A 26,219-nucleotide genomic window follows, 5' to 3' on the forward strand; every position below is an offset into this window, starting at 1 on the left:
CGCGGCAGCGGCATATTTCTCGCCAAAAGCCAGGGTTCCCAGGGCGACGGCGATTGAGCCGCCCTGGGTCGGGCGTTTCGTAACATGCAACATAGAGCGGCAAATGTCGAAACGCACGAAACATACTCGTTCATTCACCGAGCATTCGTTCACAACAACCGAGTGCTTTAGCGCACCAACTTCGGATACGCATCCGCGATCTTATCGCCGGTAAAATGGGCGATCCACCCTTCCGGGTTATCGAACAGGCGGATGGCAGTGAAGTGCGGCTCTGGCCCCATATCAAACCAGTGCGCCGTACCTGCCGGTACGGACAGCAGATCGTTTTTCTCACACAGGATCTGGTAAATCTTACCGTTCAGGTGCAGGCAGAACAGTCCCGCACCTTCCACGAAAAAGCGCACTTCATCTTCATGATGCACGTGCTCAGATAAAAACTTGGTGCGTAGCTCCGCGCGCTGCGGGTTATCAGAACGCATGCTGATAACATCCCAACTCTGATAGCCTTTTTCTGCCACCAGCTTGTCGATTTCATGCTGGTAGGCTGCCAGCACTTCTTCAGACGATGGCGCGTCGCTCAGTTTCTGGCTGGCTTCCCAGCGTTCAAAACGCACACCAATCTCGTTCAGTTGTTGCTGAATCGCCTCGTCATCCTGACTTTGCCAAATCGGCTGGCTTGCATCGCTGTCGCTAAAAATGGTTAATCCACTCATTGGGCGTACTCCGGTAAGTCGATCTGGTCAAAACGTGCCACCTGACGGTGACGGCTTACATTATCCGCGTCATCGCGAATAAGCTGACAGGTGTGCCAACCGGCTTCCTGTGCGGCATCCAGTTCCTGCCGAATGTCCGACAGGAACAACAGTTGCTCAGCAGGTAGCCCGATGGCTTGCGCAATCGTGCGATAAGAATCAGTCTCGCGCTTCGCGCCGACGCGGGTATCAAAATAGTCGCTGAACAGCGGGCGCAGGTCGCCAGCGTTGCTATACCCAAACAGCAACTGCTGCGCTTCCACCGAGCCTGACGAGTACACATACAGGCGCAGGCCCTGCTGTTGCCACGTGGCGAGCTGCGCCGCCACTTCAGGGTACAAATGCCCCTGAAAATCACCGTTGCGGTAGCCCGCCCGCCAGATAATGCCTTGCAGCAGTTTCAGCGCGGTAGATTTACGATCTTCATCCATAAACTGGTTCAGCGCGGCGATCAGCGTCTCGCTATCCGCCTCCGGCTGACCCAGTTCCTGACGCAGCGCGTCCAGCGCCTGCGCGATCTCCGGATCGCTACCATGCTGCCGAACGGTGTCGGCCAGACGTTCGCGGGCATAAGGAAACAGCACGCGGTGAACAAAGCGGATGTCGCTGGTAGTCCCTTCAATATCCGTCACAATCGCCTTAATCATGCTTTCGCCTCCAGCAGTCGCCGTTGCAGTTCACACTGGAACAGGAACTCTAACCCTTCCAAGTGACGACGTGCTTCTTTCACCGTGGCACCCCAGCAGTAAAGGCCGTGACCGCGCACCAGAAAGCCGTAACGCAACGGCGTGTGGCTGGCGTATTCCGCTACCCGCTGCGCCAGCGCTGGAATATCCTGATCGTTATCGAAAATCGGGATCGCCACGCGATCCAAATGCGTGGTCTGCCCTGCCAGCGACTTCTGCATTTCATAGCCGTGCAGCACCAGTTCAGCACCCTTTTCTACCCGAGACAGCACCGTGGCGTTCACCGAGTGCGTGTGCAGTACCGCGCCAATCGTCGGCTCGCGGCGATACAGCAGCGTGTGTAGCCCGGTTTCCGCCGATGGCGTGCGGCCACTCGGCACATGATTAGTGGCAATCTCCACCAGCAGGAAATCCTCTGCCTGAAGGCTGCCTTTGTCTTTACCCGATTCAGTAATCAGGCACTGCGCGTCATCAAGGCGTACGGACATATTGCCGCCCGTCGCCGGACACCAGCCTTTCTCGCCGATCCAGTGGCAGGCAGCAAGCAGCGCCGTCAATTGTTGATTTTCAGTCATGAGGCTTCCCGTTTTTGGTCTTTCTGTTTCAAAGCATGCAGTTGCAGGTTTAGATCTTTTCATTATGTCTTAGCACGCAAAGGCATTTAGCCGTTTAAACGTCCAAGCGTCTTGATTGCCAAATACTAACAGCATGTTATATTACGAGGCAATACAGGCTTGCAGGAGTCCTACCCGCTATGAGCGCCGCGTTAATCCCCGACAGTAAACTGCCTTCGCTGGGCACCACCATCTTTACTCAGATGAGTGCGCTGGCCCAACAGCATCAGGCCATCAATCTATCACAAGGTTTCCCTGATTTTGACGGCCCAGACTATTTACAACAGCGGCTGGCGTATCACGTCAGTCAGGGCGCCAACCAATATGCGCCGATGACCGGTGTCGCACCGCTGCGTCAGGCGATTGCCGAAAAAACCGCAGAACTGTACGGCTGGCGACCGGATGCCGATAGCGAAGTGACCGTCACAGCGGGTGCGACCGAAGCGCTGTTTGCCGCCATTGCCGCGCTGGTACGTCCCGGTGACGAAGTGATTTGTTTCGATCCCAGCTATGACAGCTATGCGCCTGCCGTTACGCTGGCGGGCGGCGTACTCAAACGCATTGCCTTGCAGCCGCCCGCGTTTCGCGTGGACTGGTCGCATTTTGCCGATGTACTGAGTGATCGCACCCGACTGGTGATTCTGAATACGCCGCACAACCCGTCCGCCACCGTCTGGCAGAAAGCGGATTTCGAGCATCTGTGGCAGGCGATTGCCGCGCGTAACATCTTTGTGCTGAGCGATGAAGTCTACGAGCACATCTGTTTCGACAGCGAAGGGCACGCCAGCGTGCTGGCACACCCATCGCTGCGCCAACGCGCCATCGCCGTTTCATCGTTTGGTAAAACGTTCCATATGACTGGCTGGAAAGTCGGCTACTGTGTCGCACCTGCGGTATTGAGCGCAGAAGTGCGTAAGGTTCACCAGTATCTGACGTTCTCCGTGAACACGCCCGCCCAGTTCACCCTTGCCGATATGTTGCGTGAACAGCCGCAACACTGGCGTGAACTGCCCGATTTTTACCGTGCCAAGCGCGATCGCTTCATCAATGCGCTGGCGGGTAGCCGTTTTGACATTTTGCCCTGCGAAGGCACCTACTTCCTGCTGGCGGACTATCGGGCGATTTCCGATCTGGACGATGTGAGCTTCTGCCGCTGGCTGACCGAGCACGTTGGCGTTGCCGCCATTCCGCTGTCCGTCTTTTGCGCTGATCCGTTCCCACATACGTTGATTCGGCTATGCTTTGCTAAACAGGAAGCCACGTTGGATGCCGCTGCGGAGCGTTTATGTCGACTTTAAAGATTTCATTGCTGCAACAGCCGCTGGTCTGGCGCGATGGGGAAGCCAATCTGCGCCACTTCGATACCTTATTGGCGGAGATAGGCGGACGTGATGTTATTGTGCTGCCGGAGATGTTCACTACCGGCTTTGCGATGGAAGCTGCCAAAGGCAGTCTGGATCAATCGGTTGTAGAAGCGTGGCTGCATCAGTGGGCGCAGAAGACGAACGCGCTGATCGGCGGCAGCGTCGCGGTAAATACGCCGAAAGGCGCGGTGAACCGTTTCCTGCTGGTCGATCCGCACGGCGAGGTGCATCACTACGATAAGCGCCACCTGTTCCGCATGGCGGACGAACACCACCACTATCAGGCAGGCACGGAGCGCGTCACCCTTGAGTGGCGCGGCTGGCGCATCTGCCCGATGATCTGTTACGACCTGCGTTTCCCCGTCTGGTCACGTAATCGACAGGACTACGATCTGGCGCTGTATGTCGCCAACTGGCCAGCACCACGCACCGCACACTGGCAAACGCTGCTGGCGGCACGCGCCATTGAAAATCAGGCCTACGTTGCAGGCTGTAACCGCGTCGGCACCGACGGCAACGGCCACAGCTACCGTGGCGATAGTCTGATTATTAATGCACAGGGAGAGATTCTGGCCTCTGCCGCCCCCAACCAGCCCGCCCGTCTGGACGCCGAGCTGTCGCTGGAAGCGTTGCAAAGCTACCGGGAGTCCTTCCCCGCCTGGCGCGATGCCGACCGCTTTACGCTGTAGAGACCAAACGCGTCATCCCAACCCCATGATACAAAGATGAGGTTGGGAAACCGTTTCAGCTACAGCGCCGTATGAAAATCCACGGGCGCATTAAGCACAGGCATAACAATTTTCGCCCTGATAACAAAATCACCAAAGCCTTCACCCGCCTTTCTCTCTTTCGCCCATAAACCAATCAGCCGTTCGATTTCGCTAAGTAATGTCGGTACGTCGATATTATCTTTATATAAGCGAGGAATGCGCGTCCCTTCACGATTGCCACCAATGTAAAGGCTATAGCGCCCCACCGCGCGTCCAATCAGTCCCACCTCCGCTAACATGGCTCGTCCACAGCCATTTGGGCAGCCAGTGATACGAAAAACGAACGACTCATCACCTACGCCATATTGGTGTAGCAGATGCTCTATCGCTGAAACCACATCCGGCAGAACCCGCTCCGCCTCGGCCATCGCCAGCGGGCAAGTGGGAAACGAGACGCAGGCCATGGAATCCTTACGCTGTAACGATAGCGATGACCCCAGCAATCCATACTGCCGAGCTAGCGCATCTATCTGCGCTTTGTCTTCACTTGCCACCCCAGCGATGATGATGTTCTGATTCGCTGTCAGGCGAAAATCACCTTTATGCACGTTGGCAATTGCCGCAATCCCGCTTTTATTCGGTAAGCCCGGTTTATCCAACAGACGCCCGCTAGGAATAAACAGGGTCAGGTGATGTTTGCCATCAATCCCGTCAACCCAACCAATACGATCGCCACGTTCAGAAAAAACATAAGGTCTCAACGGAGAAAACGTCACTCCGCTACGCCGCTCGACTTCAGCTTTAAAGACATCGACCCCGACACGTTCAAGAGTATATTTTGTCTTCGCGTTACGGCGGTTCTCACGATTCCCCCAATCGCGCTGGGTCGATACCACCGCTTCGGCAATCGCCAGCGTATGCGCCAATGGGATAAAACCAAACTCCGTCGCCAGACGAGGATACGTGCTGGTGTCTCCCTGCGTCATCGCCAACCCGCCGCCCACCAATACATTGAAACCAACCAACTGGTCACCTTCACCGATGGCAACAAAACTCAGATCGTTGGCGTGAATATCCACATCATTCTGCGGCGGAATAACCACTGCCGTTTTGAATTTTCTCGGCAGATAACTTTTTCCCAAAATTGGTTCTTCATCCGTCTGAATAATTTTCTCTTTATCCAGCCACACCTCGGCATAAGCGTGGGTACGCGGTAAAAGGTGCTCAGAGATCTTCTTTGCCCATTCCCAGGCCTGACGATGTAAAATAGATTCAACTGGGTTAGCCGTACACAACACATTACGGTTAACATCCCCTGCGGTGGCTCGCGAATCCAGCCCGAGATGATTAAGCAGTTTATGTACCGGCTTGATGTCATCTTTCAGCACGCCGTGTAGTTGCACCGTCTGTCGATTGGTAATACGAATGCTGCCATAAAGCGTGTGCTCGCGCGCAAAGGCATCGATACCTAACCACTGATGCGGCGTAATGATCCCACCCGGCAAGCGGACACGCAGCATAACGGTATGCAGTGGCTCTAATTTCTGAGCGATACGTTCTTGCCTGATGTCCCTATCGTCTTGTTGATACATCCCATGAAAGCGAATTAACTGAAAGTTATCTGCGACAAATCCTCCCGTTAACGGGTCGGCCAAATCATCTTGAATGGTTCCTCGCAGATAATTACTTTGTGTTTTAAGCCTTTCATTATCCGACAGTTTTTTATCACTCATTATGCAATCTCACTCGTTATTATTTATTGGAATAATACAAACGAAGTAAAACAGCGATAATTCTGCGTATACAGATACAGTCCTTTCGCTTTCACCTATAACAGTAAATGCTGTAGATAAAATAAGGAGTTAACGCGTAACATAAGACAGAATAAATTATTATTTAATATAGTTAAAAGACATATCGGTAGAATAAAAAAGGCCCATTTATGTCAATAAACAGGCCGCTGGTGTGGATCAAATCATGATTATTTTGTTAAGCCAAATCCAAATGGAAAGAGCGGCGCTTTACTGTCATAAGGTACCCCCGGTTGCTGATTAAGTACCGCTTTCATGGAAGACGGTAGCTCAAATGGAAGTTTCCCTGTGTATGCCTCTCCAGACATTAGTTGCTTGAGTAACACATCGTCACTGATGCCAAAGTTGGCAATAACCGCCTGTGTTTTATCCACGATATTGGTCAGAATAGCCGGGCGATCCAGATACACGGTCACGATAGTTGGCACGCTAGCTGTCGCCCTGATAATAGCTTGGTATTCTGGATTGTTCTCGGTATAAGCAAGTGAGCCCTCATGGTGTTTGGCGCCAAAATAAAAGTTTTTATGTGGTTGCTCATACGGCGCAACGCTACGAACCAACGCAACCTCGGCAAGCTCTGGCGTTTCCACCACAACAAGCCCTGCGGCCCGAGCGACGTTCTTATCGATTCCGCTGAGCCAGACTTTACTTCCCGCTCGCAATGGCAAAATATTTTTATTTTGCAACAGCACCAACGCACGTTTCTGTGCTTCGTTAGCCCGCGTCTGCCATTCAGCCTTACCCACCACACGGCTTGCCTGCCCAGCATTAACATAAGGATTTTCAAACAAACCAACCTGGAATTTCTGTTTCAGTAGACGCCTGACAGAAACATCCAGACGCGACTCGGTCAGTTTGCCTCCCTGTACCGCGCTAATCAGTACCGAAGAGTTAGTGACGCCACCAAACTGATCGACACCCGCCTCCACTGCTTTAATGAATCGCTGCTCTACCGTCAGACTTTCAACGCCCCACGGCATGCCACGCGGTACCGGCTTTTCATTCAGCTTGCTCCCCGTGACACAGTCATCTTTACAGTCATTGGTGATAAGCCAGTCACTAAGAATGACGCCATCAAATCCGTAAACCCCGCGCAGCAGATCGGTTAATAGAAAACGGTTAAACCCTGCTCCGACTTGCTCAATCGACCTTCCTTGCCACGTTGCGTCTTTCAAAATGGAATAGGTTGGCATAATGCCCGCGACACGCGCCTCAAATGCCCCAGTAAAAGGCTCGATATGCTGCTGGAGATCGTTCTTTTTGAAGATGGCATATTTGCCATAAACATTGTGGCTATCCCACCCATCCTGCGCAGCGCCATATCCGACCCAGTGTTTAACGATACTGATGACACTTTGTGAATTCAGGCCATTTCTGCCATTTTGCATGCCTTCGATATAACCCCTGACCATTTTCTTGGTCAGCTCCGCATCTTCACCAAACGTTCCACTACTCCTTGACCAACGCGGTTCCGTTGCCAAATCGGCCTGCGGTGATAGTGCTTCCGTGATCCCGACTGCACGATATTCCTGACGCACAATGTCGGCAAACTGCCGAGTCAGTGATTCATCACCAATAGCGGCCAGCCCCAGCGTTTCAGGCCATTTACTAAACTTTCCAGAGGAAACCGATGCGCCAACCAAATACTGGAACGCATTGCGCGGGTCACTGCTAATCGTCAGCGGAATCCCCAATCGCGTATTTTCTGCAATCTGCTGTAACTTATTATTTTCCTCCGCCATTTGCGTAGGTTCATCACCAGACAGGCGAGTGATAAAACTGCTGATTGACCGCTCAGCAATCATTTTTCTCGCCGTATCAATATCATAAGCAGATCCTGCACCAATCACACTCCCCGTCGTCGGCGCGGAACCATGCATCATCAATCCCGCTTTTTCCACCAGCGTCATACGCGTAACCAGGTCGTTCGCTCGTTGATCGGGAGATAAACGCCAGTCTTCATATGGATTGACCTTTCCATCACGGTTCAAGTCTTTAAATGTCAGACCATCCAGCATAATGGTTGGCACATCGCGATACCCTAATTCCGCTTGTGATATTGCAGAAGCAATAGGAGAAAAAAATAAAGGTACGGAGGAAAATAGTGGTGCTGCTAAAGATAATGCAAAATGCAGTCTGTTTTTTCTCATTATGGCTACTCTCATCAAAGTAAATATCCATCACGCGATGAAAGTAATGCCCATCTCAGTCGACATTACTCTTTTTAAATACATCCATTATTTACGCGCGAGATTTTTAAACTGAATATCCTTCCCGAGATGAGACTACGCCAGATGAAAAAACGAACTCAATGTGGAGTGAGCATAATTTAGATATGTGTCAAATAATTATTTCGACGCTCTAAATAATTAGGATCTGTTATATAATTATTTACTATAACTGTTATGTAAATAGAGACGCTATCACGCTGCATTAAATACCGCCTGATAAAATGCCTGTAGCGCCAGCGCCACATCCGCCGTGGTCACGGATTCATCAGGATGGTGACTGATGCCGCCGCGACAGCGAACAAACAGCATCGCCACCGGCCAGCGTTCGGCAATGGCAATTGCATCGTGCCCCGCGCCGCTCGGCAGCAGCAGCGTTTTCCCCTGTACCCGCGTCACGGCTTCATTTAATACCGACTGCAACGCGGGATCGCAGCGGGTTGCCGCAATGCGGTAATACTCGTCCGCACTAAACTGGCAGCCGCGCTGGTGCGCGATAGCCTGCCCCAACATCAGGAGTTTTTCCAGCAACGCATCCAGCGGCGCATCCTCCGGCCCGCGAATATCCAGAGTCATCTTCACTTCACCAGGGATGACGTTCGCCGCACCCGGTAAACACTGTAACGTGCCAAACGTCGCGACCAGATGAGGATCGCTCTCCCGCGTGACCCGCTCTGCCCGCGCCATCCAATCCGCCGCTGCTGCCAGCGCATCCCGCCGCTGCGTCATTGGCACCGTGCCCGCATGCCCCGCCAGCCCGAGAAACGTGCAGTTGAGCCGCCGCGCACCGTTAATCGCGGTGACCACACCCAGCGCCAGATCCTGTTGTTCCAGACACGGCCCTTGTTCGATGTGCAGTTCCAGATAGGCGACAATATCACTGACTGGGCGCGCCGCCTCCGCCACCTGAAGCGGATCCAGCCCCGCAATGGTCAAGGCCTGCGCCACACTGGTGCCTTCGGCATCCTGACAATCCAGCCAGCTCTCCGGCCAGGTGCCTGTTAGCCCTCGGCTGCCCAGCAGCGTAATACCAAAGCGTGTCCCTTCCTCATCGCCGAAACCGATGATTTCCAGCGCCACGGGCAAACGCGTACCCTGCTGATGAAATACGCGCACTACTTCAATTGCCGTCAGTACGCCCAGCATCCCGTCATAGCGTCCGGCATTGCGCACCGTATCCAGATGCGAGCCTAGCAGCAGCGCGGGTGCATCCGGCGTGAGTCCTTCATAGCGACCGCAAATGTTGCCAACGCTATCCTGCCAGACGTTCATGCCCGCTTCGCGCATCCATTCTCCCACCCGTGCATTGGCGCGCAGGTGCTCCAGCGACAGATAAACGCGGGTCAACTGGCCGGGCGTTTCGCTGATTTCTGCCAGCGCATCACAACGCGACATAATCTGCTCAGCGGCTGCCTGTGCAGCAGCGGGCGACATCAACATTTCACTCATGCACGTCCCTCGTCCGTCGCGTAACAATTCCAAGCAGCCTGCAACGCTTCACCCTGCACCGTGCGGAAACCCAGACGATTCAGTACCGCTTCCAGCGCCGTCAACGTTTGCATCACACAGTCTTTACGCGCGTTGTAGCCCATCGTGCCAATACGCCAGATCTTGCCCTGAAGCGGGCCAAACGAGGTGCCAATCTCAATAGCAAAATCTTCCAGCAGCAGCTTACGCACCTGCTCACTGTGCACACCGTCAGGAATCACCACGCCCAGCACGTTATTCATTTTGTGTTTAAGATTGCCAAAGGTTTCCAGTCCCATTCCCTGAATTCCCGCCACCAGCGCATTGCCGTGCAGCGCATGGCGGGCAATGCTGCGATCCAGCCCTTCCTCGAGGATCGTTCGCGCGCACTCACGAGCGGCAAACAGCATGCTCGTCGCCTCGGTGTGGTGGTTCAGACGCTCCGGCCCCCAGTAATCCATCACCATGCCCAGATCGAAATAGTTGGAATAGATCATCTCGTCATCGCCATCCTGATGCGCGTCCGTTCGGATCCCCTGCTCTACACATTTACGACGGCGAATCACCGCTTCCATCTGCGGGCTGAGCGTGATCGGTGAGCTGCCAGACGGCCCGCCGAGACACTTCTGTAATCCGGCGGAAACCGCATCCAGTCCCCATTTGTCCGTTTCCAACGGGTTTCCGCCAAAAGACGCCGTCGCATCGGTATAAAACAGCACGCCATGACGGCGGCAAATCTCGCCCAGTTCTTCCAGCGGTTGCAGCATGGTGGTCGAGGTATCGCCCTGCACTGTCAGCAACAAACGCGGGCGCACCGCCTTGATCGCGTCTTCGATTTGGTCAGGCGAGAACACCTCGCCCCACGGTACTTCAATGGTATGAACCTCGGCACGACAGCGGCGGGCAATCTCACACAGTAGATGACCAAAACGACCAAATACGGGCACCAGCACCTTGTCGCCAGGCCGGATTGATGACAGCAGAATCGCTTCGATCCCCGCGCGCGAGGTGCCGTCTACCAGCATCGTCCAGCGGTTTTCCGTACGGAAAAGCTGACGATAGAGTTCCATGACCTGATTCATGTAGTTCGTCATCGCGGGGTCATACTGGCCAACCAACTGGCTGGCCATTGCCCGTAATACGCGCGGATCGGCGTTGATCGGCCCCGGCCCCATCAGTAAGCGATGAGGGGGGTTAATTTGCGCGTACAGTTCGCTGCTCATGGTTATAGGCTCCACATTTTTGTTTCGACTTACACATTCGGCAAGCGTCATTACGCTTCCGATAGTCCTCGCACCGAGGCGATAAACTGTTTCAATTCTGGCGTTTGCGGGTGAGCAAACAGCGTTTTGCTGTCGCCCTGTTCCCAGACGGTGCCCTGGTGCATGAACACCACGCGGTCACCCACTTCACGGGCAAAATTCATTTCATGCGTCACCAGAATCAGCGTCATGCCTTCTGCGGCCAGCTGTTCCAGCACTTTCAGCACTTCGCCGACTAATTCAGGATCGAGCGCCGAGGTAATTTCATCGCACAGCAGGACTTTCGGGTTCATCGCCAGCGCGCGGGCAATCGCGACACGCTGCTGCTGGCCGCCCGACAGGTTGGCAGGATAGTAGTGAAGGCGTTCCCCCAGCCCGACTTTATTGAGCATCTGCTCACCCAACTCACGGCATTCCGCCGCGCTTTTCCCCAGCACGCGGCGCGGCGCCAGCATCACGTTTTCCAACGCCGTCATATGCGGGAACAGATTGAAATTCTGGAACACCATCCCAACCGAGCGGCTGATTTCCCGCGCCTGTGAATCCCTGTCGGTGACCGTCATCCCGCCGAGCTTGATGCTGCCGTCCTGATACCCTTCCAGACCGTTCATACAGCGCAGGAGCGTGCTCTTACCGGAGCCGCTGCGCCCAATGATCGAGATGACTTCACCCATTTCAATATCCAGATCGACGCCTTTCAGGACATGGTTCTGGCCGTAATATTTTTGAACCTGATTAATGGTGATGAGCGGCATTGAATTTCTTCTCCAGATAGCGGCTGTAATAAGAGAGCGGATAGCACATCAGGAAATAGCCCAGCGCCACCAATCCGAACACTTTAAACGGCTGATAGGTCACGTTATTCAGCATGGTTCCCGCTTTGGTCAGCTCGACAAATCCGATGATTGACGCCAGCGCGGTGCCTTTAATCACCTGCACGGAAAACCCTACCGTGGGGGCGATGGCGATACGCATCGCCTGAGGCGCAATCACCCGATAGAGCGTCTGGCCGAAATCCAGCCCGAGACAGCGCGAGGCTTCCCACTGCCCTTTCGGCAACGCTTCCACGCTGCCACACCAGATATCCACCAGAAAGGCGCTGGTAAATAGCGTCAGCGCCAGTGCCGCCGCCGTCCACGGGCTGACATCGATACCGAACAGCGCCAGCCCGAAAAAGGCGAGGAACAGTTGCATCAGCAGCGGTGTCCCCTGAAACAGTTCGGAATACAGTTGAACAAAGCGCGTCGGCCACTTGCGTTTGGTCAACCGCAGCAGCATCAGCGGAAACGTCACCAGCGCACCGCCGATGAAGGCCGTCAGCGACAGCAACAGCGTCCAGCGCGCCGCCAGCAGCAGGTTGCGCACAATATCCCAGTCGGTAAATGCCATTATGACTGACTCCCTAAGAAACGCCGTCCCGCCAGCAGCAAGAGTTGCCGCATCAGGACAGACAGCGCCAGATAACACAGCGTGGTCGCCAGATACACTTCAAAACTCAAAAAAGTACGGGACTGAATCAGGTTGGCGGCAAAGGTCAGTTCTTCATAAGACACCTGCGATACCACTGACGACCCCAGCATAACGATGATGCATTGGCTGACCAGCGCCGGATAAATCCGCTGGAGCGCAGGCGGCAGAATCACGCGCAGAAACGTCTGCACACGCGTCAGCCCCAGCACACGGGCGGCTTCCCACTGGCCTTTCGGCGTCACCTGAATCCCCGCACGGATAATCTCGGTGCTGTACGCACCGAGGTTAATCAACATCGCCAACAGCGCAGCCTGCCCGGCGGTAAGTTTCCAGCCCAGACTCGGCAAACCGAAGACGATGAAAAATAGCTGCACCACAAACGGCGTATTGCGGATCAGCTCGACATAGACTCCCCACAGCCGACTCAGCAGGGTGGGCTTGCCGCTGCGCAAGGCCGCACCACAGATACCGATGGCAATGCCGCCAAGGGTTGCCATTACCGTCAGCTCAATGGTGACCCACAACCCCGCCAGCAGCTCAGGCCAGAATGGCAACAGCGCGGAAAAATTAAGCTGATAGGTCATGCCGTGCTCCCGTTATGCTTTGATGCTGGCTGGCAGCGGCGCTTTCAGCCATTTTTCTGACAGGCTATTAAGCGTGTCGTCTTTCAGCGCTCGTTCGATCAACGCATCGACTTTTGCTTTCAGCGCGGGCTCGTCTTTTTTCAGCCCGATGTAGCACGGCGAATCTTTCAGCATAAACTTCGCCACCGGTGCTTTCGTTGGATTCTGCTCGGCGATGGCGGCAACCACCAGGTTACCGGTGGCGACATATTCCACCTGACCTGACAGGTACGCCGACAGCGTCGTGTTGTTATCTTCGTAGCGCTTAATCTGGGCAGCCTTCGGCGCGATATCCGTCAGCACCATGTCTTCTACCGCACCGCGCGTCACGCCGATGCTTTTGCCTTCCAGCGCCTCAGACGATGTCAGCGTGCTGTCTTTCGTCCCAAATACGCCGAGGAAAAACGGCGCATAAGCGCGACTGAAATCGATCACTTTTTCGCGCTCGGCGTTTTTGCCCAGGCTGGAGATCACCAGATCAACCTTATTGGTTTGCAGATACGGTACGCGGTTGGCGCTGGTGACCGGCACCAATTGCAACTTTAGTTTCATCTCTTTCGCCAGATAGCGGGCGATATCGATGTCATACCCCTGCGGTTGCAGATCTGTCCCTACCGATCCAAACGGTGGGAAATCCTGCGGCACCGCGACACGCAGCACGCCGCGCTTCTCGATATCCTGCAACTGATCGGCCATCGCGCTACCGGCCTGAACCAGTAACATTGCCGCGCCCATCACTGCCAGTAACCCTTTTTTGATGCCCAGTTTATTGATCAACATCGTCTCTGCCCCCGGTTAGTGTAATTGAAACGAAAGATTCTTTAAAAGCAAATATTGAAACTATCGTTACAGATATTAAGCAAGGAGCATGCCAGATTACATGAGTACTCTTAGCGATGAGGAGCTGCGTAGAAGGTCAGAGAGTTTTTCTAAATCACGGGATAGGACTATGGATATGATTATGGATATGCGATATCGGTGAAAAATTTCGTGCGTGATTGCAGAAAGACTATTTATGCAACTCATGCACCACGCCCGACGTAGGACTGCTCAGTCGCCGCAGCCCTACGAACCCTGGCTTTCGGCGTGAATTATGCCGCTACGCGGTACATTCGAAACGCGTGTCATCCTGTCGAACCGCCTGTGACGCGCTCCCGACGCGGCACAGGCTTTCGCAGCGTCCATGCTGCTCATTCGGGATGCCCCACGTTTCTCATCATAATTTTTTACGCCTATGAACAGATAACAACGAGAAACAATCCACAGCGCTGCGTCACAAAAATAATCAGGTACTATCACGCCCGAAACGATCTGCACAGCTATATGGCAATCAGTTAAATAGCACCAAATTAGTGCAATAGCACCAAATTAACGCCCCATTAACGTTGCTCAAGCTCCTCCAGTTCACCATAAAGATCCGCGATCTGGTGAATACGCTGGCGTCCGTCACGCAGCATTTCATGTAATAACGCGTTGCTGATCACGTTCACCAGACTCATGGCAGAGGAATAGCTGTCGAATGCCGAGACGCTGTCCAGCGGGACGCACAATGACCAGGTTGCCAGTGACATCAGCGCACTGGCTTGTGGTTCACACAGCAGCAGTACAGGCACGCCACGTTTTTGCAGTTGCGCCAGCAGCGGCTGAATCAGGCGCGGACGGCGGCGAAAGGCCACCACAATGACGACATCCTGTGCAGTGAGATCGACCAACTCTTCGGATAGCGTCTGCCCCGGCTGCGCCAGCAGGGTGACATGTTGACGAATCTGGAGCAGTTGTTGACGCAGGTGCAGCGCCACCGGATAGCTATTGCGCAGCCCAATCAGGCATAGGCGCTGCGCCTGCATCAGCGCCTGAATCACCGCGCCGAACTGTGTCGGGTCAATCTGGTTGATCCACTGCGTCAGGTTTGCCATTTCCTGTTTGTAATGCCGCGCCAGCAGCGTATTGCCCTGCACGGCATCGCGGTTATCCGCCAGCGGCATCCCACTCTGGCGCAGCGTTCTGAGCTCATCGCGCATGTCGCGGTAGCTGGGGTAACCCAACCGTTTAAACAACCGGCTGACGGTCGCTTTGGAGACACCACTTAGCCGCGCCAGCTCGGCGCTGTTGTAGCTAATCAGATCGTCAAAGTGATCAAAGATGAAATCCGCGACGCGCTGTTCCTGCGGTGAAAGCTCGCTGTAGCGATCCCGTAATCGTTCATCTATTTGCATCATCGTCTCTCACCCGTTGCACTTGCTGTAACGTTTGTTTCATGTCGCAGAACATAGCACAGGATTATGATAGTGATACAGGTACACATTCCTGAACGATAAAAGGTCTTTCCGTGCCAGTGAAAAACTGGAACGCCGTTTGCTTATAGCTAGGGTTAATAGAACTCATCACCCTACATAATATTTAAAAAAGGAATCCTGAGATGATGCAAAGCAACACCGCCCCGCTGGGCATGGCGGTAGCACCTCATCATTTAGCCAGTGCCAGCGCGTTGGCGGTTCTGCGTGAAGGCGGAAACGCCATTGAAGCCATGGTCGCAGCGGCAGCAACCATTGCGGTGGTGTACCCGCATATGAACGGCATCGGCGGAGACGGTTTCTGGCTGATTGTGCCACCACACGGCGAACCGATCGCCATTGATGCCAGCGGTGCCGCTGGGTCGCTGGCCTGCCGTGAATACTATCAGGGCGAAAGCCACATTCCGCATCGTGGACCTAAAGCGGCACTGACCGTCGCGGGCACCGTCGGCGGCTGGCAGGAAGCGCTGGCCTACTCACAAGAACTCACCTATTCACAAGAAATGGACAGTTCCCCGATTCCGCTCGCCCGTCTGTTATCTGACGCCATTCGCTACGCGGCTGACGGTATTCCCGTCACCCAATCACAGGAAGATGCACTCACCCAGCGTTATCACGAACTGAGTGATTTCCCAGCCTTTAGCCAGATTTTTATGCCGCAGGGGAATGTTCCACGCGCCGGCAACCGTTTCACACAGCCAGATTTAGCCGATACCCTGACGACACTCAGCATTGAAGGGTTGGACAGTTTTTATCGCGGCTCCGTCGCTGCCCGACTATCGAAACAGATGGCGTTGATCGGTATGCCGCTGACGGCTGACGATCTGGCGAATTACCGCGCCAAACGGACAGCGCCGCTGGTGCTGAAGCACAGTAAAGGTGACATCTATAACCTCGCGCCGCCGACGCAAGGTCTGGTGTCGCTCGCCATTCTCGGCCTGACCGACCATTTAGCAATGGAAGATTTGAACGATAGCCAGACGATCCACCGCATTGTCGAGTCAACCAAGCTGGCGTTTGGTTTGCGCGACCGTTTCATTACCGATCCCAAACTGATGACGCAGGACGTTAAAACGCTGCTGGACAACAATGCGCTCGGTGCACTCGCGCGGCAGATCGATACCCGCAACGCCGCCCCGTGGGGCGAAGGTAAAGGCCCAGGGGACACCGTCTGGATGGGCGTATGCGATAGCAGCGGCCTATGCGTCTCTTTCATTCAAAGTATTTACCACGAGTTCGGCAGCGGCGTGGTATTGCCGGGAACCGGCGTGCTCTGGCAGAACCGCGGTGCCTCGTTCAGCCTCGATCCGGCGCACCTGTTAGCGTTAGAACCGGGTAAACAGCCTTTTCATACGTTAAACCCTGCCGCCGCACGTCTGTCCGACGGCCGAACGATGGTCTACGGGTCGATGGGCGGTGATGGGCAACCGCAGACGCAGGCGGCCATCTTTATCCGCCACGTCCAGCAAGGCATGCCGCTGCAGCAGGCGATTACCGCTCCGCGCTGGCTGCTGGGCCGAACCTGGGGACAAACCTCCGATACGTTGAAGCTCGAAGATCGTTTTAAACCCGCCACCGTCGATGCCCTGCGCCAACTAGGTCACGATGTCGAGCTGCTGGGCAGCTTTAGTGAAACGGTCGGCCACGCTGGCGCCATCGTGCGCCACACCAATGGCATGCTGGAAGGGGCGTTCGATCCACGCAGTAACGGCAGTGCGGCAGGCTTTTAATCATCAATTAACCGGGAGAACACCTCATGACGACAACCGCTATCCATAGCGACACGTTAGCCGCTTACCTTCAGCAGATGGAAGCGCTACTGGCGCTGCAACTGAGTCAGGAACGACGTCAGGAGCTGTTAGTGCAGTTCAGCCGCATCCACGCCATGGCGCAGCCACTGATGGCTTTTCCTCTTGATGAACATCAGGAGATCGCTGGGGTGTATACGTTATGAGTTTATTCTCGACACAGCCGTCCTCATCGTTATCGATCCGACAGATTCAACAAGGTTTGCAGGCTGGCACGTTCTCCGCGAAGGAGCTTGCACAACAGACGCTGGACGCCATTGAGCAGGCTAACCCCACCATTAATGCCTATACCCATATCACCGGCGAACGCATGCTGGCAGAGGCTGAACATCTGGATGCTAGCCGTCAACGCGGAGAAAGCTTGCCAGCGCTGGCCGGTGTACCTTACGCCGTAAAGAATCTGTTTGACGTCAGCGGTGAAACCACGCTGGCAGGTGCCGAACTTCTCCGCCAGCGCCCGCCCGCGACACAAGATGCCTTTGCCATCCGCCAGCTTGCCAGCCGGGGCGCGCTTCTGTCCGGCATGTTGAATATGGATGCCTACGCCTATGGCTTTACCACCGAAAACAGTCATTACGGCGCTACGCATAACCCGCTTGATACACAGCGCATCGCTGGCGGATCGTCTGGCGGCTCGGCCGCGGCGGTAGCGGCGGGACTGGTTAATTTCACGCTGGGTAGCGACACCAACGGTTCAATCCGCGTGCCATCGTCGCTATGCGGTATTTTCGGGCTGAAGCCAACATTTGGCCGTTTATCGCGTCACGGTAGCCACCCGTTTGTCGCCAGCCTCGACCACATCGGCCCCTTGGCGCGCCGTACAGACGATCTGGCGTTAGTGTTTGATGCACTACAAGGCCGCGATGAGAAAGACCGTTTTCAGGCTGAACGAGAAACGCAACAGACGGCCACACAGTTAGAAGCGGGCAGCGACGGATTGCGCTATGCGGTACTGGATGGCTATTTCTCCACATGGGCCAACGAGGAGGCCAACGCCGCCGTTCGTCAGATCGCACAGGCGCTGGGCGCACAGAACAGCCTGACGCTCACCGATGCCGCACTGGCACGCAGCGCCGCCTTTATTCTGTCGGCCAGCGAAGGAGGAAATCAGTATCTACCTGACTTACGTACTCAGTCTGAGCGTTTCGAACCGCTGTCACGCGAACGGCTGCTGGCTGGCGCGATGATCCCCGCCGCCTGGTATGTGCAGGCACAGCGCTTCCGTAACTATTTCCGCCAACAGACGCTGGCGTTGTTTGAACACACCGACCTGCTGATCGCCCCCGCGACCCCCTGCTCCGCCACACTCATCGGGCAGGACACCATGCGTATTAATGATACCGACCTGCCCGTCCGCGCCAGCATGGGCATGCTGACACAGCCGATCTCTTTCGTCGGTCTGCCTGTCGTGACGGTGCCGGTAGCAACCGCCAGCGGCCTGCCGATAGGCGTGCAGATTATTGCCGCACCGTGGCGCGAGGATCTTTGTCTGCGGACGGCGTGGGCGCTTGAGCAGAAGGGCATCACCTATACCTTATGAGGAAAGAAAATATGTTGCCTGACGATATTAACCAACCGGATGTGCTGGCCGACGTGACCGCCGCGTTCTATCGCTATGAGAAAGCCTTAACGGGTAATGACGTTGCGGTACTGGATGAACTGTTCTGGCACGATGAAAAAACGGTGCGCTACGGCGCGGGAGAAAATCTGTACGGGATCGAGGAAATTCGCGCCTTTCGCCTCGCTCGCCCCTCCGCCGGTCTGGACAGAACCCTGCGTAATACGGTCATCACCACTTACGGTCATGATATGGCCGTCGCCAGCACGGAGTTTACCCGCGCAGGCAGTACGAAGATCGGTCGCCAAATGCAAACCTGGGTAAAAATGCCCGAAGGCTGGCGTGTTGTCGCTGCCCACGTCAGCCTGATGAGTTAGTAACAATGAAGAAAACAAGCGCAATATCTATGCGCTTGTTTCAGTTCCCACTAATCTACTTATCCGCCAAATTAGGATCATCTGAGGCCAGATAATATTTGCCATCAATAAGCACATATTCACCAGAAGCCAGCTTACGCTTTATCACATCACGCGCGGCCATTTGCAGCTTTTTCCCCAAGGCGAAAAATGCCTGTTCCTGAAGACTTAACGTCGTAATATTGTGTGAGGATGACATAGCTTCTCCTATCTGAACCAAGTCGATTAAATGACTGCATACCGGGGATAATACCGCCAAGCCTGTAACATCTCTATTTCTCTTTCTGGCGTTGCCTCGCAATTATCAAAACAATTCAACACACCGACTTACAAATGGCATGCTCTATGCAAAAATGACAAATATATTATTCAGAACACTCTCATTTATTGGTGAGAATTAACACTATCATTTCACCCATTATATCCTTGCTATACTGTATAAAATACCGACAGATATCATAAGTAAAAAATGTACTTACGTCGGTCTATTTGAGTGTCTATAACCCGAAAAATGTGATTTATTTATCATATTATTCGATTAGTGAAATTCACTATAAATCGCGGTTTATCCACCATCAGAAAAGGTTATATTCCCTGCGAATCCAACGCGTAGAAACCAACAGATAACACACTGTTATAAAAAGAATTATCCTTCCAACGTAAAATCATAAAGATCACGTAAATCATGAAGATAAGACAGTAATAATAGCGTTACTGTTATCGCGAATATTCGTCTTCCGGGAAACGTCCTTGAGGCAATCAAGGGTTGTCTCAGAATCTGAGTATGGTAGGGTAGATTATGTTTAATCATTATCAGGGCTACGTTATAGAATTATAAACGACATAGGAAAACAATAATTTCATGGCAATTAAACTTGAAGTAAAGAATCTTTATAAGATATTTGGCGAGCATCCTGACAGAGCATTTAAACTGATTGATAAAGGCCTGAGCAAAGATCAGGTATTTGAAAAAACAGGGCTTACTGTCGGGGTAAAAGATGCCAGTCTGGCCATTGAAGAAGGCGAGATATTTGTCATCATGGGATTATCCGGCTCCGGCAAATCCACCATGGTACGCCTTCTCAATCGTCTGATCGAACCCACTCGGGGTCAGGTGCTGATCGACGGTGAGGATATCGCTAAAATATCCGATACCGCGCTGCGCGACGTGCGCCGCAAGAAGATCAGTATGGTGTTCCAGTCCTTTGCACTCATGCCGCACCTGAATATTCTCAGCAACACCGCGTTTGGTATGGAACTCGCTGGCGTGCCGAAAGCGGAACGTGAGCAAAAAGCACTGGATGCCTTACAGCAGGTCGGTCTTGAAGCCTACGCCGCGTCTTACCCGGATGAGTTATCCGGCGGGATGCGCCAGCGTGTCGGCCTGGCTCGCGCATTAGCGAACGACCCCGATATCCTACTGATGGATGAGGCATTCTCCGCACTCGATCCGCTGATCCGTACTGAAATGCAGGATGAGTTGATCAAACTCCAGTCTCGTCATCAACGCACTATCGTCTTTATCTCGCACGATCTGGATGAAGCGATGCGCATCGGTGACCGAATTGCCATCATGCACGGCGGCGAAGTGATTCAGGTCGGTACGCCCGATGAGATCCTGAATAACCCCGCCAATGACTACGTGCGCACCTTTTTCCGCGGTGTCGATATCAGCCACGTGTTTAGCGCCAAAGATATCGCCCGTCGTCGCCCAGTCACCCTAATCCGTAAAACCCCCGGCGTAGGCCCACGTTCTGCGCTGAAAATCCTTCAGGACGAAGACCGTGATTACGGCTATGTGCTAGAAGGCGGAAAACGCTTCATTGGCGTTGTGTCTATTGATTCACTGAAGCAGGCGCTGAAAGAACAGCAGCCGCTGGAACAGGCGTTACTGCCCGAACCTGCTCCCGTGCCCGCAGATATGTCACTCAACGAGCTGATTTCTCAGGTCGCACAGGCGCCCTGTGCCGTCCCTGTCGTCGGCGAAAATCACGAGTACATTGGCATCATTTCCAAAGGAATGTTGCTACAGGCACTGGATAAGGAAGGAGTGACCAATGAGTAAATCAACGTCAAACCCGTGGGATACCACCACCACACCAAACCAGCCCGCCGAACAAGGCGCGGCCTCTCAACAGGGTAATAGCGCCGCGCCAAGCGATCCGTGGGCCACCAGCGCTGCCACTCAGGATACACCGGCTAACGGCAGCGATGCGTGGAGCAGTGCGCCGACGCCCGATGGTTCCGCTGATGCCGCCCATCAGGCTGCGCAATCAGGCACTGACTGGCTAAACAATTCTGCCCCTGCAACACCCGAACATTTCAACCTACTCGATCCGTTTAAGGACACGCTGATCCCGCTGGACAACTGGGTCACCCACGGTATCGACTGGCTTGTGCTGCACTTCAGACCGGTTTTTCAGGGCGTGCGTGTGCCAGTCGACTTCATTCTGGGAGGCTTTCAACAGTTTCTGCTGGGGATGCCAGCACCAATCGCCATTCTGGTGTTTTCGCTGCTTGCCTGGCAGATGTCCAGTCTCGGCATGGGGGTCGCCACCCTGCTGTCGCTGATCGCCATTGGTGCCATTGGCGCCTGGTCGCAGGCCATGATCACGCTGGCTCTGGTGCTCACCGCACTGTTCTTCTGTGTACTCATCGGGCTACCCATGGGGATCTGGCTGGCGCGTAGCGAACGAGCCGCGAAGTTTATTCGTCCCTTGCTGGATGCCATGCAGACCACGCCCGCGTTTGTCTATCTGGTACCTATCGTCATGCTGTTCGGTATCGGTAACGTGCCGGGCGTCGTAGTGACCATCATCTTTGCCCTGCCGCCGATTATTCGCTTAACCATTTTGGGTATTCGTCAGGTTCCGGCCGATTTGATCGAGGCCGCGGAATCCTTCGGCGCCAGCCCGCGTCAGATGCTGTTTAAGGTTCAGCTTCCGCTGGCGATGCCAACCATTATGGCTGGCGTTAACCAAACCCTGATGCTGGCTCTGTCGATGGTGGTGATCGCCTCAATGATCGCCGTGGGTGGCCTGGGTCAGATGGTACTGCGCGGCATTGGCCGTCTGGATATGGGACTGGCTGCCGTCGGCGGTGTCGGGATCGTTATTCTGGCCATTATTCTTGACCGTCTAACGCAGTCTCTCGGACGCGATCGCCGTAGCAAAGGCAACAAAAGCTGGTATGCCAGCGGCCCGATTGGCCTGCTGACCCGTCCTTTCATCAAACCATAACGCACGATAAAAACAGAGGGAATCATGATGCGTAACACCACACTTTGGGCTGCCGCCCTGACGACCACACTGTTGAGTACACACGTTTACGCCGCTGACACCGCACAACCGGGCAAAGGTATTTCCGTTATCCCAGTACAAAGTACCATCTCCGAAGAAACATTCCAGACGCTGCTGGTCAGCCGCGCGTTAGAAAAGTTGGGCTATGACGTGCAGCCTCCGCGTGAAGTGGACTATAACGTGGCCTACACCTCAATTGCCTCCGGCGATGCGACGTTTATCGCCGTGAACTGGGACCCGCTGCACGCCGACCAATATAAAGCCGCAGGCGGAGATGCTAAGTTCTACCGTCAGGGTGAATATGTCTCCGGCGCCGCACAGGGTTACCTGATCGATAAGAAAACGGCTGAAAAATACAACATCACCAATATTGCGCAGTTAAAAGATCCGAAAATCGCCAAGCTGTTTGATACCAACGGCGATGGCAAAGCCGACTTGACGGGCTGTACGCCGGGCTGGGGATGCGAAGCGGCCATCAATAACCACCTTCCAGCCTATGGCTTAAGCAACACGGTTGAGCATAATCAGGGTAACTATGCTGCGATGATCGCTGATACCATCACCCGTTATAAAGAAGGCAAGCCGATCCTGTACTACACTTGGACGCCATACTGGGTGAGCGACGTGCTGGTACCGGGACGTGACGTGGTGTGGTTGCAGGTACCGTTCTCTTCTCAACCGGGAGAAATGAAAGGCGTCAGCACCAAGTTGCCTAACGGCGCCGACTACGGTTTCCCAGTCAACAACATGAGAATTGCCGCGAATAAGGCATGGGCAGAGAAAAACCCTGCGGCCGCCAAGCTGTTCGCCATTATGAAACTGCCGATTGCCGATGTGAATGCGCAGAACCTTCGTATGCATGAAGGTCAGGGTTCACAACAGGATATCGAGCGTCATGTTGATGGCTGGATCAAAGCCCACCAGCAGTTGTTTGACGGCTGGGTGAAAACCGCCGCTGACGCAGCGAAATAATCCACCTGTAGATGAGTAATACGGTTCACTTAAGCATGGATTTAGGGGGAAACACGGTGATGAGGTTCCCGCAGGGATACCTCGCACCGTGGTCGCCCTCGGTATCTCGATCCTTAAACGATCGGCATTACCTGTAGATCAGCGCCCTTTCCAGTGAAAGGGCGTTTTTTATTGAAGAATCGTAATTACGGCAGGTTAACGATTTCGACCCAATTCGCCCCTTTTCCCGTCGGATATTGCCCAACTCGCACTAAATCTCCGTTGTCCTGATTGATGCGATACACCGACAGCGATGTCGATTTTTCACCGCTGGCGATCAGGAATTTCCCGCTTGGATCGATCTGAATACCGCGCGGCTGCGTTTCTGTCGGGTAACGCGTAATGTATTTCAACTGGCCGGTTTTCGGTTCTACCCGCAGCAGCGTAATCGTGCTTTTGGTGCGCTCCGATACGTACAGGAATTTTCCATTTGGCGTCAGACGCAAATCGGCACTCCAGATCTGCGGTCGGCTGTCGGTGCTCTTTTTATCCGGAGTGATCGTCCCCGCCCGCATGCCTGCATCGGCCGGAACGGTGTCCGTGTAATCCAGTAACGTCAGTTGCCCCGTCTTTTCATTCAGCGCCAGACGCGCAACTTTGCCAGACAGTTCATTGCTCACATAGAGCGTTTTGTTATCTGGCGATAACACCAGATGGCGCGGCCCGTTCCCCTCCGGCAGTTTAATTTCCGCCGGTTCATTCGGCGTCAACGTGCCCGTTTTCGCATCAAATCGGAACTGTACAATTTGATCGCTGCCCAGATTGCTGGCAAAGACGAACTTATTTTGGCGGTCGGCAACAATACTGTGTGCTTTCTCCCCTGTCGGCACCACCGTGACTGCGCTCGCGTTCACCTTTCCATCGTTATCAATGCCATTAATCGCGACTTTATTGCCGCCATACGAAGCGCTCAACAGCCACTTACCCGTGAAATCCGTCGAGAGGTAAGCCATGCTGTCCGGCAATTCCGCTTTGCCTAGTGGGCTTAGCGCCCCGCTTTTAGGATTAATTTTATAACTCACTGCCGAGTAAGGAATGCCGCGCGTGGCCGCATAGAGGAACGATTTATTCGGACTCACAGCCATCGGCATCACTTTCGCCCCTGCGGCCACTTTCCCAATTGCAGTCAATTCGCCGCTTTGGGTATTGAGCGTGTAGGCGTCGATGGCGCCGTCAGTGGCCGCAGAGACGTAGACGGCCGTTACCGCCTGTGCCCCCATCGACCACAGCGCGGCGGCTGGGAAAAGTGCACATCCCATTAATACCGCAACGCTTTTTTTCTTAAACACCCGATAATGTTTAAACATACTGTCCCCTGTCGATAGTCGTATAACGTTGGCGATAAGCTAAATCAATCTCATTAAAAACAAAACAAACTTAAGAAGCGTAAAGATATTCTGGTATCTCATTAGGCTCTGCCGGATACTATAGCCTCTGCTTTTAACATCATATTAACGTTTACGCTATGTCTCTTCCGCAACACGCTGTATCACCCCAACCACAACCGGGGCTCAGTCTATCTTTGACCCTGATTATGTCTGTCGCGACCGGCCTCGCCGTCGCCAGTAACTATTATGCTCAGCCGCTGCTGGAAACCATTGCCAGAGTGTTTGCGCTTTCCGTCAATCAGGCCGGGTTCATTGTCACCGCCGCACAGTTGGGTTACGCCGTCGGCCTGCTGTTTTTGGTTCCGCTGGGGGACATGTTTGAACGCCGAACGCTGATCGTCGGCATGACGTTACTCGCCGCAGGCGGGATGCTGCTCACCGCCTCCGCGCCCACGCTCTGGATCATGATTGCTGGTACGGCGTTAACCGGGCTGTTCTCCGTTGTCGCCCAGTTGCTGGTGCCGCTCGCCGCGACGCTGGCGACGCCGGAAACGCGCGGTAAAGTGGTCGGCACGATTATGAGCGGTCTTCTGCTGGGCATTCTGCTGGCGCGTACCGTCGCGGGTGCGCTGGCTTCACTCGGCGACTGGCGCACCGTGTACTGGGTGGCCAGCACGCTGATGGTCATCATGGCGCTGATTCTGTGGCGGGCATTGCCGCGCATTCCTCAGCAAAACACGCTGAACTATCCACAGTTGCTGCTCTCAATCTTCCGCCTGTTTTCCACCACCCCACTGCTGCGCACACGCGCCATTCTGGGCTGCCTGTCCTTTGCTAATTTCAGCATTCTGTGGACGTCGATGGCCTTCCTGCTGGCATCGCCGCCATACGGTTATTCCGAAGGCGTAATCGGGCTGTTTGGTCTGGTTGGTGCCGCTGGCGCATTAGCTGCATCGCGCGCAGGGCGTCTGGTCGATCAGGGCAAAGCCAAGCCGACCACCAGCGTGGGGATTATCCTGCTTTTGCTGTCATGGGGCTGTATCGCGCTCGGCATTCATTCCATCACCACGCTGCTCATTGGTATCATCGTGCTGGATCTGGCGGTTCAGGGCGTGCACGTCACTAACCAGAGCGTCATCTACCGTATGATGCCTGAGGCACGTAACCGACTGACAGCCGGTTATATGACCAGCTACTTCATTGGCGGCGCGCTGGGTTCACTCCTTTCTGCCTCGGCTTATCAGCATTGGGGCTGGCTTGGCGTCTGTGCCGCAGGCGCGATTATCAGCTTGCTGAATCTGGTAGTGTGGTGGCGAAGCCATCATCACGAGACACAGGAAGCCATGGCGGCGCTATAGCCCTTCTCATTGTTCACACTCTCGGAGGAAACCCTCTTATTCAAGACGGTTTCCTCCGGGAAAATTACGCCCAAGACCATTACATCAAAAATCATCACGTCCGTTTCGCAATAGCGTGAAATTCCGGTAACGCTTTGCTAGTGTTATCAATTAACTCCCT

At 54.3% G+C, this 26,219-nt stretch carries 24 protein-coding genes; 10 read left to right on the top strand and 14 right to left on the bottom strand.

Annotated features, from left to right (window positions below; translation table 11 throughout):
- Nucleotides 1-167: 167 nt before the first annotated feature.
- Genes H0247_RS00120 through H0247_RS00130 form a run of 3 tightly spaced genes read right to left on the bottom strand, consistent with a single transcriptional unit; the run spans nucleotide 168 to nucleotide 2,013 of the window.
- Entirely contained in the window at nucleotides 168-713 is a 546-nt protein-coding gene (locus H0247_RS00120; protein ID WP_180740687.1) for an acireductone dioxygenase, read from the bottom strand.
- A complete protein-coding gene (mtnC, locus tag H0247_RS00125) occupies nucleotides 710-1,399 on the bottom strand; it encodes an acireductone synthase (RefSeq protein ID WP_180740688.1) in 690 nt (229 codons plus the stop codon). Before mtnC ends, H0247_RS00120 begins: the two co-directional genes overlap by 4 nt.
- Entirely contained in the window at nucleotides 1,396-2,013 is a 618-nt protein-coding gene (locus H0247_RS00130; protein WP_180740689.1) for a methylthioribulose 1-phosphate dehydratase, read from the bottom strand. Before H0247_RS00130 ends, mtnC begins: the two co-directional genes overlap by 4 nt.
- A gap of 179 nt (nucleotides 2,014-2,192) precedes the next feature.
- On the opposite strand from H0247_RS00130, the gene H0247_RS00135 reads away from it, so the two are divergent.
- Both H0247_RS00135 and H0247_RS00140 read left to right on the top strand, forming a co-directional pair.
- Nucleotides 2,193-3,350, top strand: coding sequence for a pyridoxal phosphate-dependent aminotransferase (locus H0247_RS00135; RefSeq protein WP_180740690.1), 1,158 nt, complete (start codon nucleotides 2,193-2,195; stop codon nucleotides 3,348-3,350).
- Nucleotides 3,338-4,105 (top strand): amidohydrolase, encoded by a 768-nt coding sequence (locus H0247_RS00140; RefSeq protein WP_180740691.1) that lies wholly within the window; start codon nucleotides 3,338-3,340, stop codon nucleotides 4,103-4,105. The genes H0247_RS00135 and H0247_RS00140 overlap by 13 nt, the downstream gene beginning before the upstream one ends.
- 59 nt (nucleotides 4,106-4,164) lie before the next feature.
- Here the strand turns inward: H0247_RS00140 and cysI are convergent, their stop codons facing one another.
- The 9 genes from cysI to H0247_RS00185 all read right to left on the bottom strand — a co-directional run bounded on the left by cysI (nucleotide 4,165) and on the right by H0247_RS00185 (nucleotide 15,206).
- Nucleotides 4,165-5,859 (bottom strand): assimilatory sulfite reductase (NADPH) hemoprotein subunit, encoded by a 1,695-nt coding sequence (gene cysI, locus H0247_RS00145; RefSeq protein ID WP_180740692.1) that lies wholly within the window; start codon nucleotides 5,857-5,859, stop codon nucleotides 4,165-4,167.
- A gap of 248 nt (nucleotides 5,860-6,107) precedes the next feature.
- Nucleotides 6,108-8,087: a glycoside hydrolase family 3 protein gene (locus tag H0247_RS00150; protein ID WP_180740693.1), complete on the bottom strand. Its 1,980-nt coding sequence runs from the start codon at nucleotides 8,085-8,087 to the stop codon at nucleotides 6,108-6,110.
- 273 nt (nucleotides 8,088-8,360) lie between these two features.
- The gene (gene hpxK / locus H0247_RS00155) at nucleotides 8,361-9,614 is read right to left on the bottom strand and encodes an allantoate amidohydrolase (RefSeq protein WP_180740694.1); all 1,254 of its coding nucleotides are present in this window, start codon (nucleotides 9,612-9,614) and stop codon (nucleotides 8,361-8,363) included.
- Nucleotides 9,611-10,855, bottom strand: coding sequence for an alanine--glyoxylate aminotransferase family protein (locus H0247_RS00160; RefSeq protein WP_180740695.1), 1,245 nt, complete (start codon nucleotides 10,853-10,855; stop codon nucleotides 9,611-9,613). The genes hpxK and H0247_RS00160 overlap by 4 nt, the downstream gene beginning before the upstream one ends.
- Before the next feature lie 50 nt (nucleotides 10,856-10,905).
- Nucleotides 10,906-11,649: an amino acid ABC transporter ATP-binding protein gene (locus H0247_RS00165; protein ID WP_180740696.1), complete on the bottom strand. Its 744-nt coding sequence runs from the start codon at nucleotides 11,647-11,649 to the stop codon at nucleotides 10,906-10,908.
- Complete coding sequence (locus H0247_RS00170) at nucleotides 11,630-12,283, bottom strand: amino acid ABC transporter permease (RefSeq protein WP_180740697.1); 654 nt, start codon at nucleotides 12,281-12,283, stop codon at nucleotides 11,630-11,632. The genes H0247_RS00165 and H0247_RS00170 overlap by 20 nt, the downstream gene beginning before the upstream one ends.
- Nucleotides 12,283-12,948, bottom strand: coding sequence for an amino acid ABC transporter permease (locus tag H0247_RS00175; RefSeq protein ID WP_180740698.1), 666 nt, complete (start codon nucleotides 12,946-12,948; stop codon nucleotides 12,283-12,285). Before H0247_RS00175 ends, H0247_RS00170 begins: the two co-directional genes overlap by 1 nt.
- Before the next feature lie 12 nt (nucleotides 12,949-12,960).
- Nucleotides 12,961-13,746, bottom strand: coding sequence for a transporter substrate-binding domain-containing protein (locus H0247_RS00180; protein ID WP_180740722.1), 786 nt, complete (start codon nucleotides 13,744-13,746; stop codon nucleotides 12,961-12,963).
- A 620-nt stretch (nucleotides 13,747-14,366) separates the two neighbouring features.
- Nucleotides 14,367-15,206, bottom strand: a complete 840-nt coding sequence (locus H0247_RS00185; RefSeq protein ID WP_180740699.1) for a MurR/RpiR family transcriptional regulator — start codon at nucleotides 15,204-15,206, stop codon at nucleotides 14,367-14,369.
- Between the two features lie 200 nt (nucleotides 15,207-15,406).
- Here H0247_RS00185 and H0247_RS00190 point away from each other — a divergent pair, with 200 nt between their 5' ends.
- The 4 genes from H0247_RS00190 to hpxZ are packed head-to-tail and all read left to right on the top strand — an operon-like array spanning nucleotide 15,407 to nucleotide 19,024.
- Nucleotides 15,407-17,011 (top strand): gamma-glutamyltransferase family protein, encoded by a 1,605-nt coding sequence (locus H0247_RS00190; protein WP_180740700.1) that lies wholly within the window; start codon nucleotides 15,407-15,409, stop codon nucleotides 17,009-17,011.
- Nucleotides 17,012-17,037: 26 nt separating this feature from the next.
- Nucleotides 17,038-17,235: an oxalurate catabolism protein HpxX gene (gene hpxX / locus H0247_RS00195; protein ID WP_180740701.1), complete on the top strand. Its 198-nt coding sequence runs from the start codon at nucleotides 17,038-17,040 to the stop codon at nucleotides 17,233-17,235.
- Entirely contained in the window at nucleotides 17,232-18,629 is a 1,398-nt protein-coding gene (locus H0247_RS00200) for an AtzE family amidohydrolase (RefSeq protein WP_180740702.1), read from the top strand. The genes hpxX and H0247_RS00200 overlap by 4 nt, the downstream gene beginning before the upstream one ends.
- 11 nt (nucleotides 18,630-18,640) lie before the next feature.
- Nucleotides 18,641-19,024 (top strand): oxalurate catabolism protein HpxZ, encoded by a 384-nt coding sequence (gene hpxZ, locus H0247_RS00205; protein WP_180740703.1) that lies wholly within the window; start codon nucleotides 18,641-18,643, stop codon nucleotides 19,022-19,024.
- 55 nt (nucleotides 19,025-19,079) lie between these two features.
- Here the strand turns inward: hpxZ and H0247_RS00210 are convergent, their stop codons facing one another.
- Nucleotides 19,080-19,262, bottom strand: coding sequence for a hypothetical protein (locus H0247_RS00210; protein ID WP_180740704.1), 183 nt, complete (start codon nucleotides 19,260-19,262; stop codon nucleotides 19,080-19,082).
- A 663-nt stretch (nucleotides 19,263-19,925) separates the two neighbouring features.
- Between H0247_RS00210 and proV the strand changes: the two genes are divergently transcribed.
- The 3 genes from proV to proX are packed head-to-tail and all read left to right on the top strand — an operon-like array spanning nucleotide 19,926 to nucleotide 23,334.
- Complete coding sequence (gene proV / locus H0247_RS00215; protein WP_180740705.1) at nucleotides 19,926-21,128, top strand: glycine betaine/L-proline ABC transporter ATP-binding protein ProV; 1,203 nt, start codon at nucleotides 19,926-19,928, stop codon at nucleotides 21,126-21,128.
- Entirely contained in the window at nucleotides 21,121-22,302 is a 1,182-nt protein-coding gene (proW, locus tag H0247_RS00220) for a glycine betaine/L-proline ABC transporter permease ProW (protein ID WP_180740706.1), read from the top strand. Before proV ends, proW begins: the two co-directional genes overlap by 8 nt.
- Nucleotides 22,303-22,329: 27 nt before the next feature.
- Nucleotides 22,330-23,334 carry a glycine betaine/L-proline ABC transporter substrate-binding protein ProX gene (proX, locus tag H0247_RS00225; protein WP_180740723.1) on the top strand — a complete coding sequence of 335 codons (1,005 nt, stop codon included), beginning with the start codon at nucleotides 22,330-22,332 and terminating at the stop codon, nucleotides 23,332-23,334.
- Nucleotides 23,335-23,519: 185 nt separating this feature from the next.
- Here proX and H0247_RS00230 read toward each other — a convergent pair whose 3' ends face one another.
- Nucleotides 23,520-24,680: a lactonase family protein gene (locus H0247_RS00230; RefSeq protein ID WP_180740707.1), complete on the bottom strand. Its 1,161-nt coding sequence runs from the start codon at nucleotides 24,678-24,680 to the stop codon at nucleotides 23,520-23,522.
- 158 nt (nucleotides 24,681-24,838) lie between these two features.
- Here H0247_RS00230 and H0247_RS00235 point away from each other — a divergent pair, with 158 nt between their 5' ends.
- The gene (locus H0247_RS00235; RefSeq protein WP_180740708.1) at nucleotides 24,839-26,059 is read left to right on the top strand and encodes an MFS transporter; all 1,221 of its coding nucleotides are present in this window, start codon (nucleotides 24,839-24,841) and stop codon (nucleotides 26,057-26,059) included.
- Nucleotides 26,060-26,219: the final 160 nt, after the last annotated feature.

It is taken from the genome of Pectobacterium sp. CFBP8739 (assembly GCF_013449375.1).
Classification (GTDB): domain Bacteria; phylum Pseudomonadota; class Gammaproteobacteria; order Enterobacterales; family Enterobacteriaceae; genus Pectobacterium.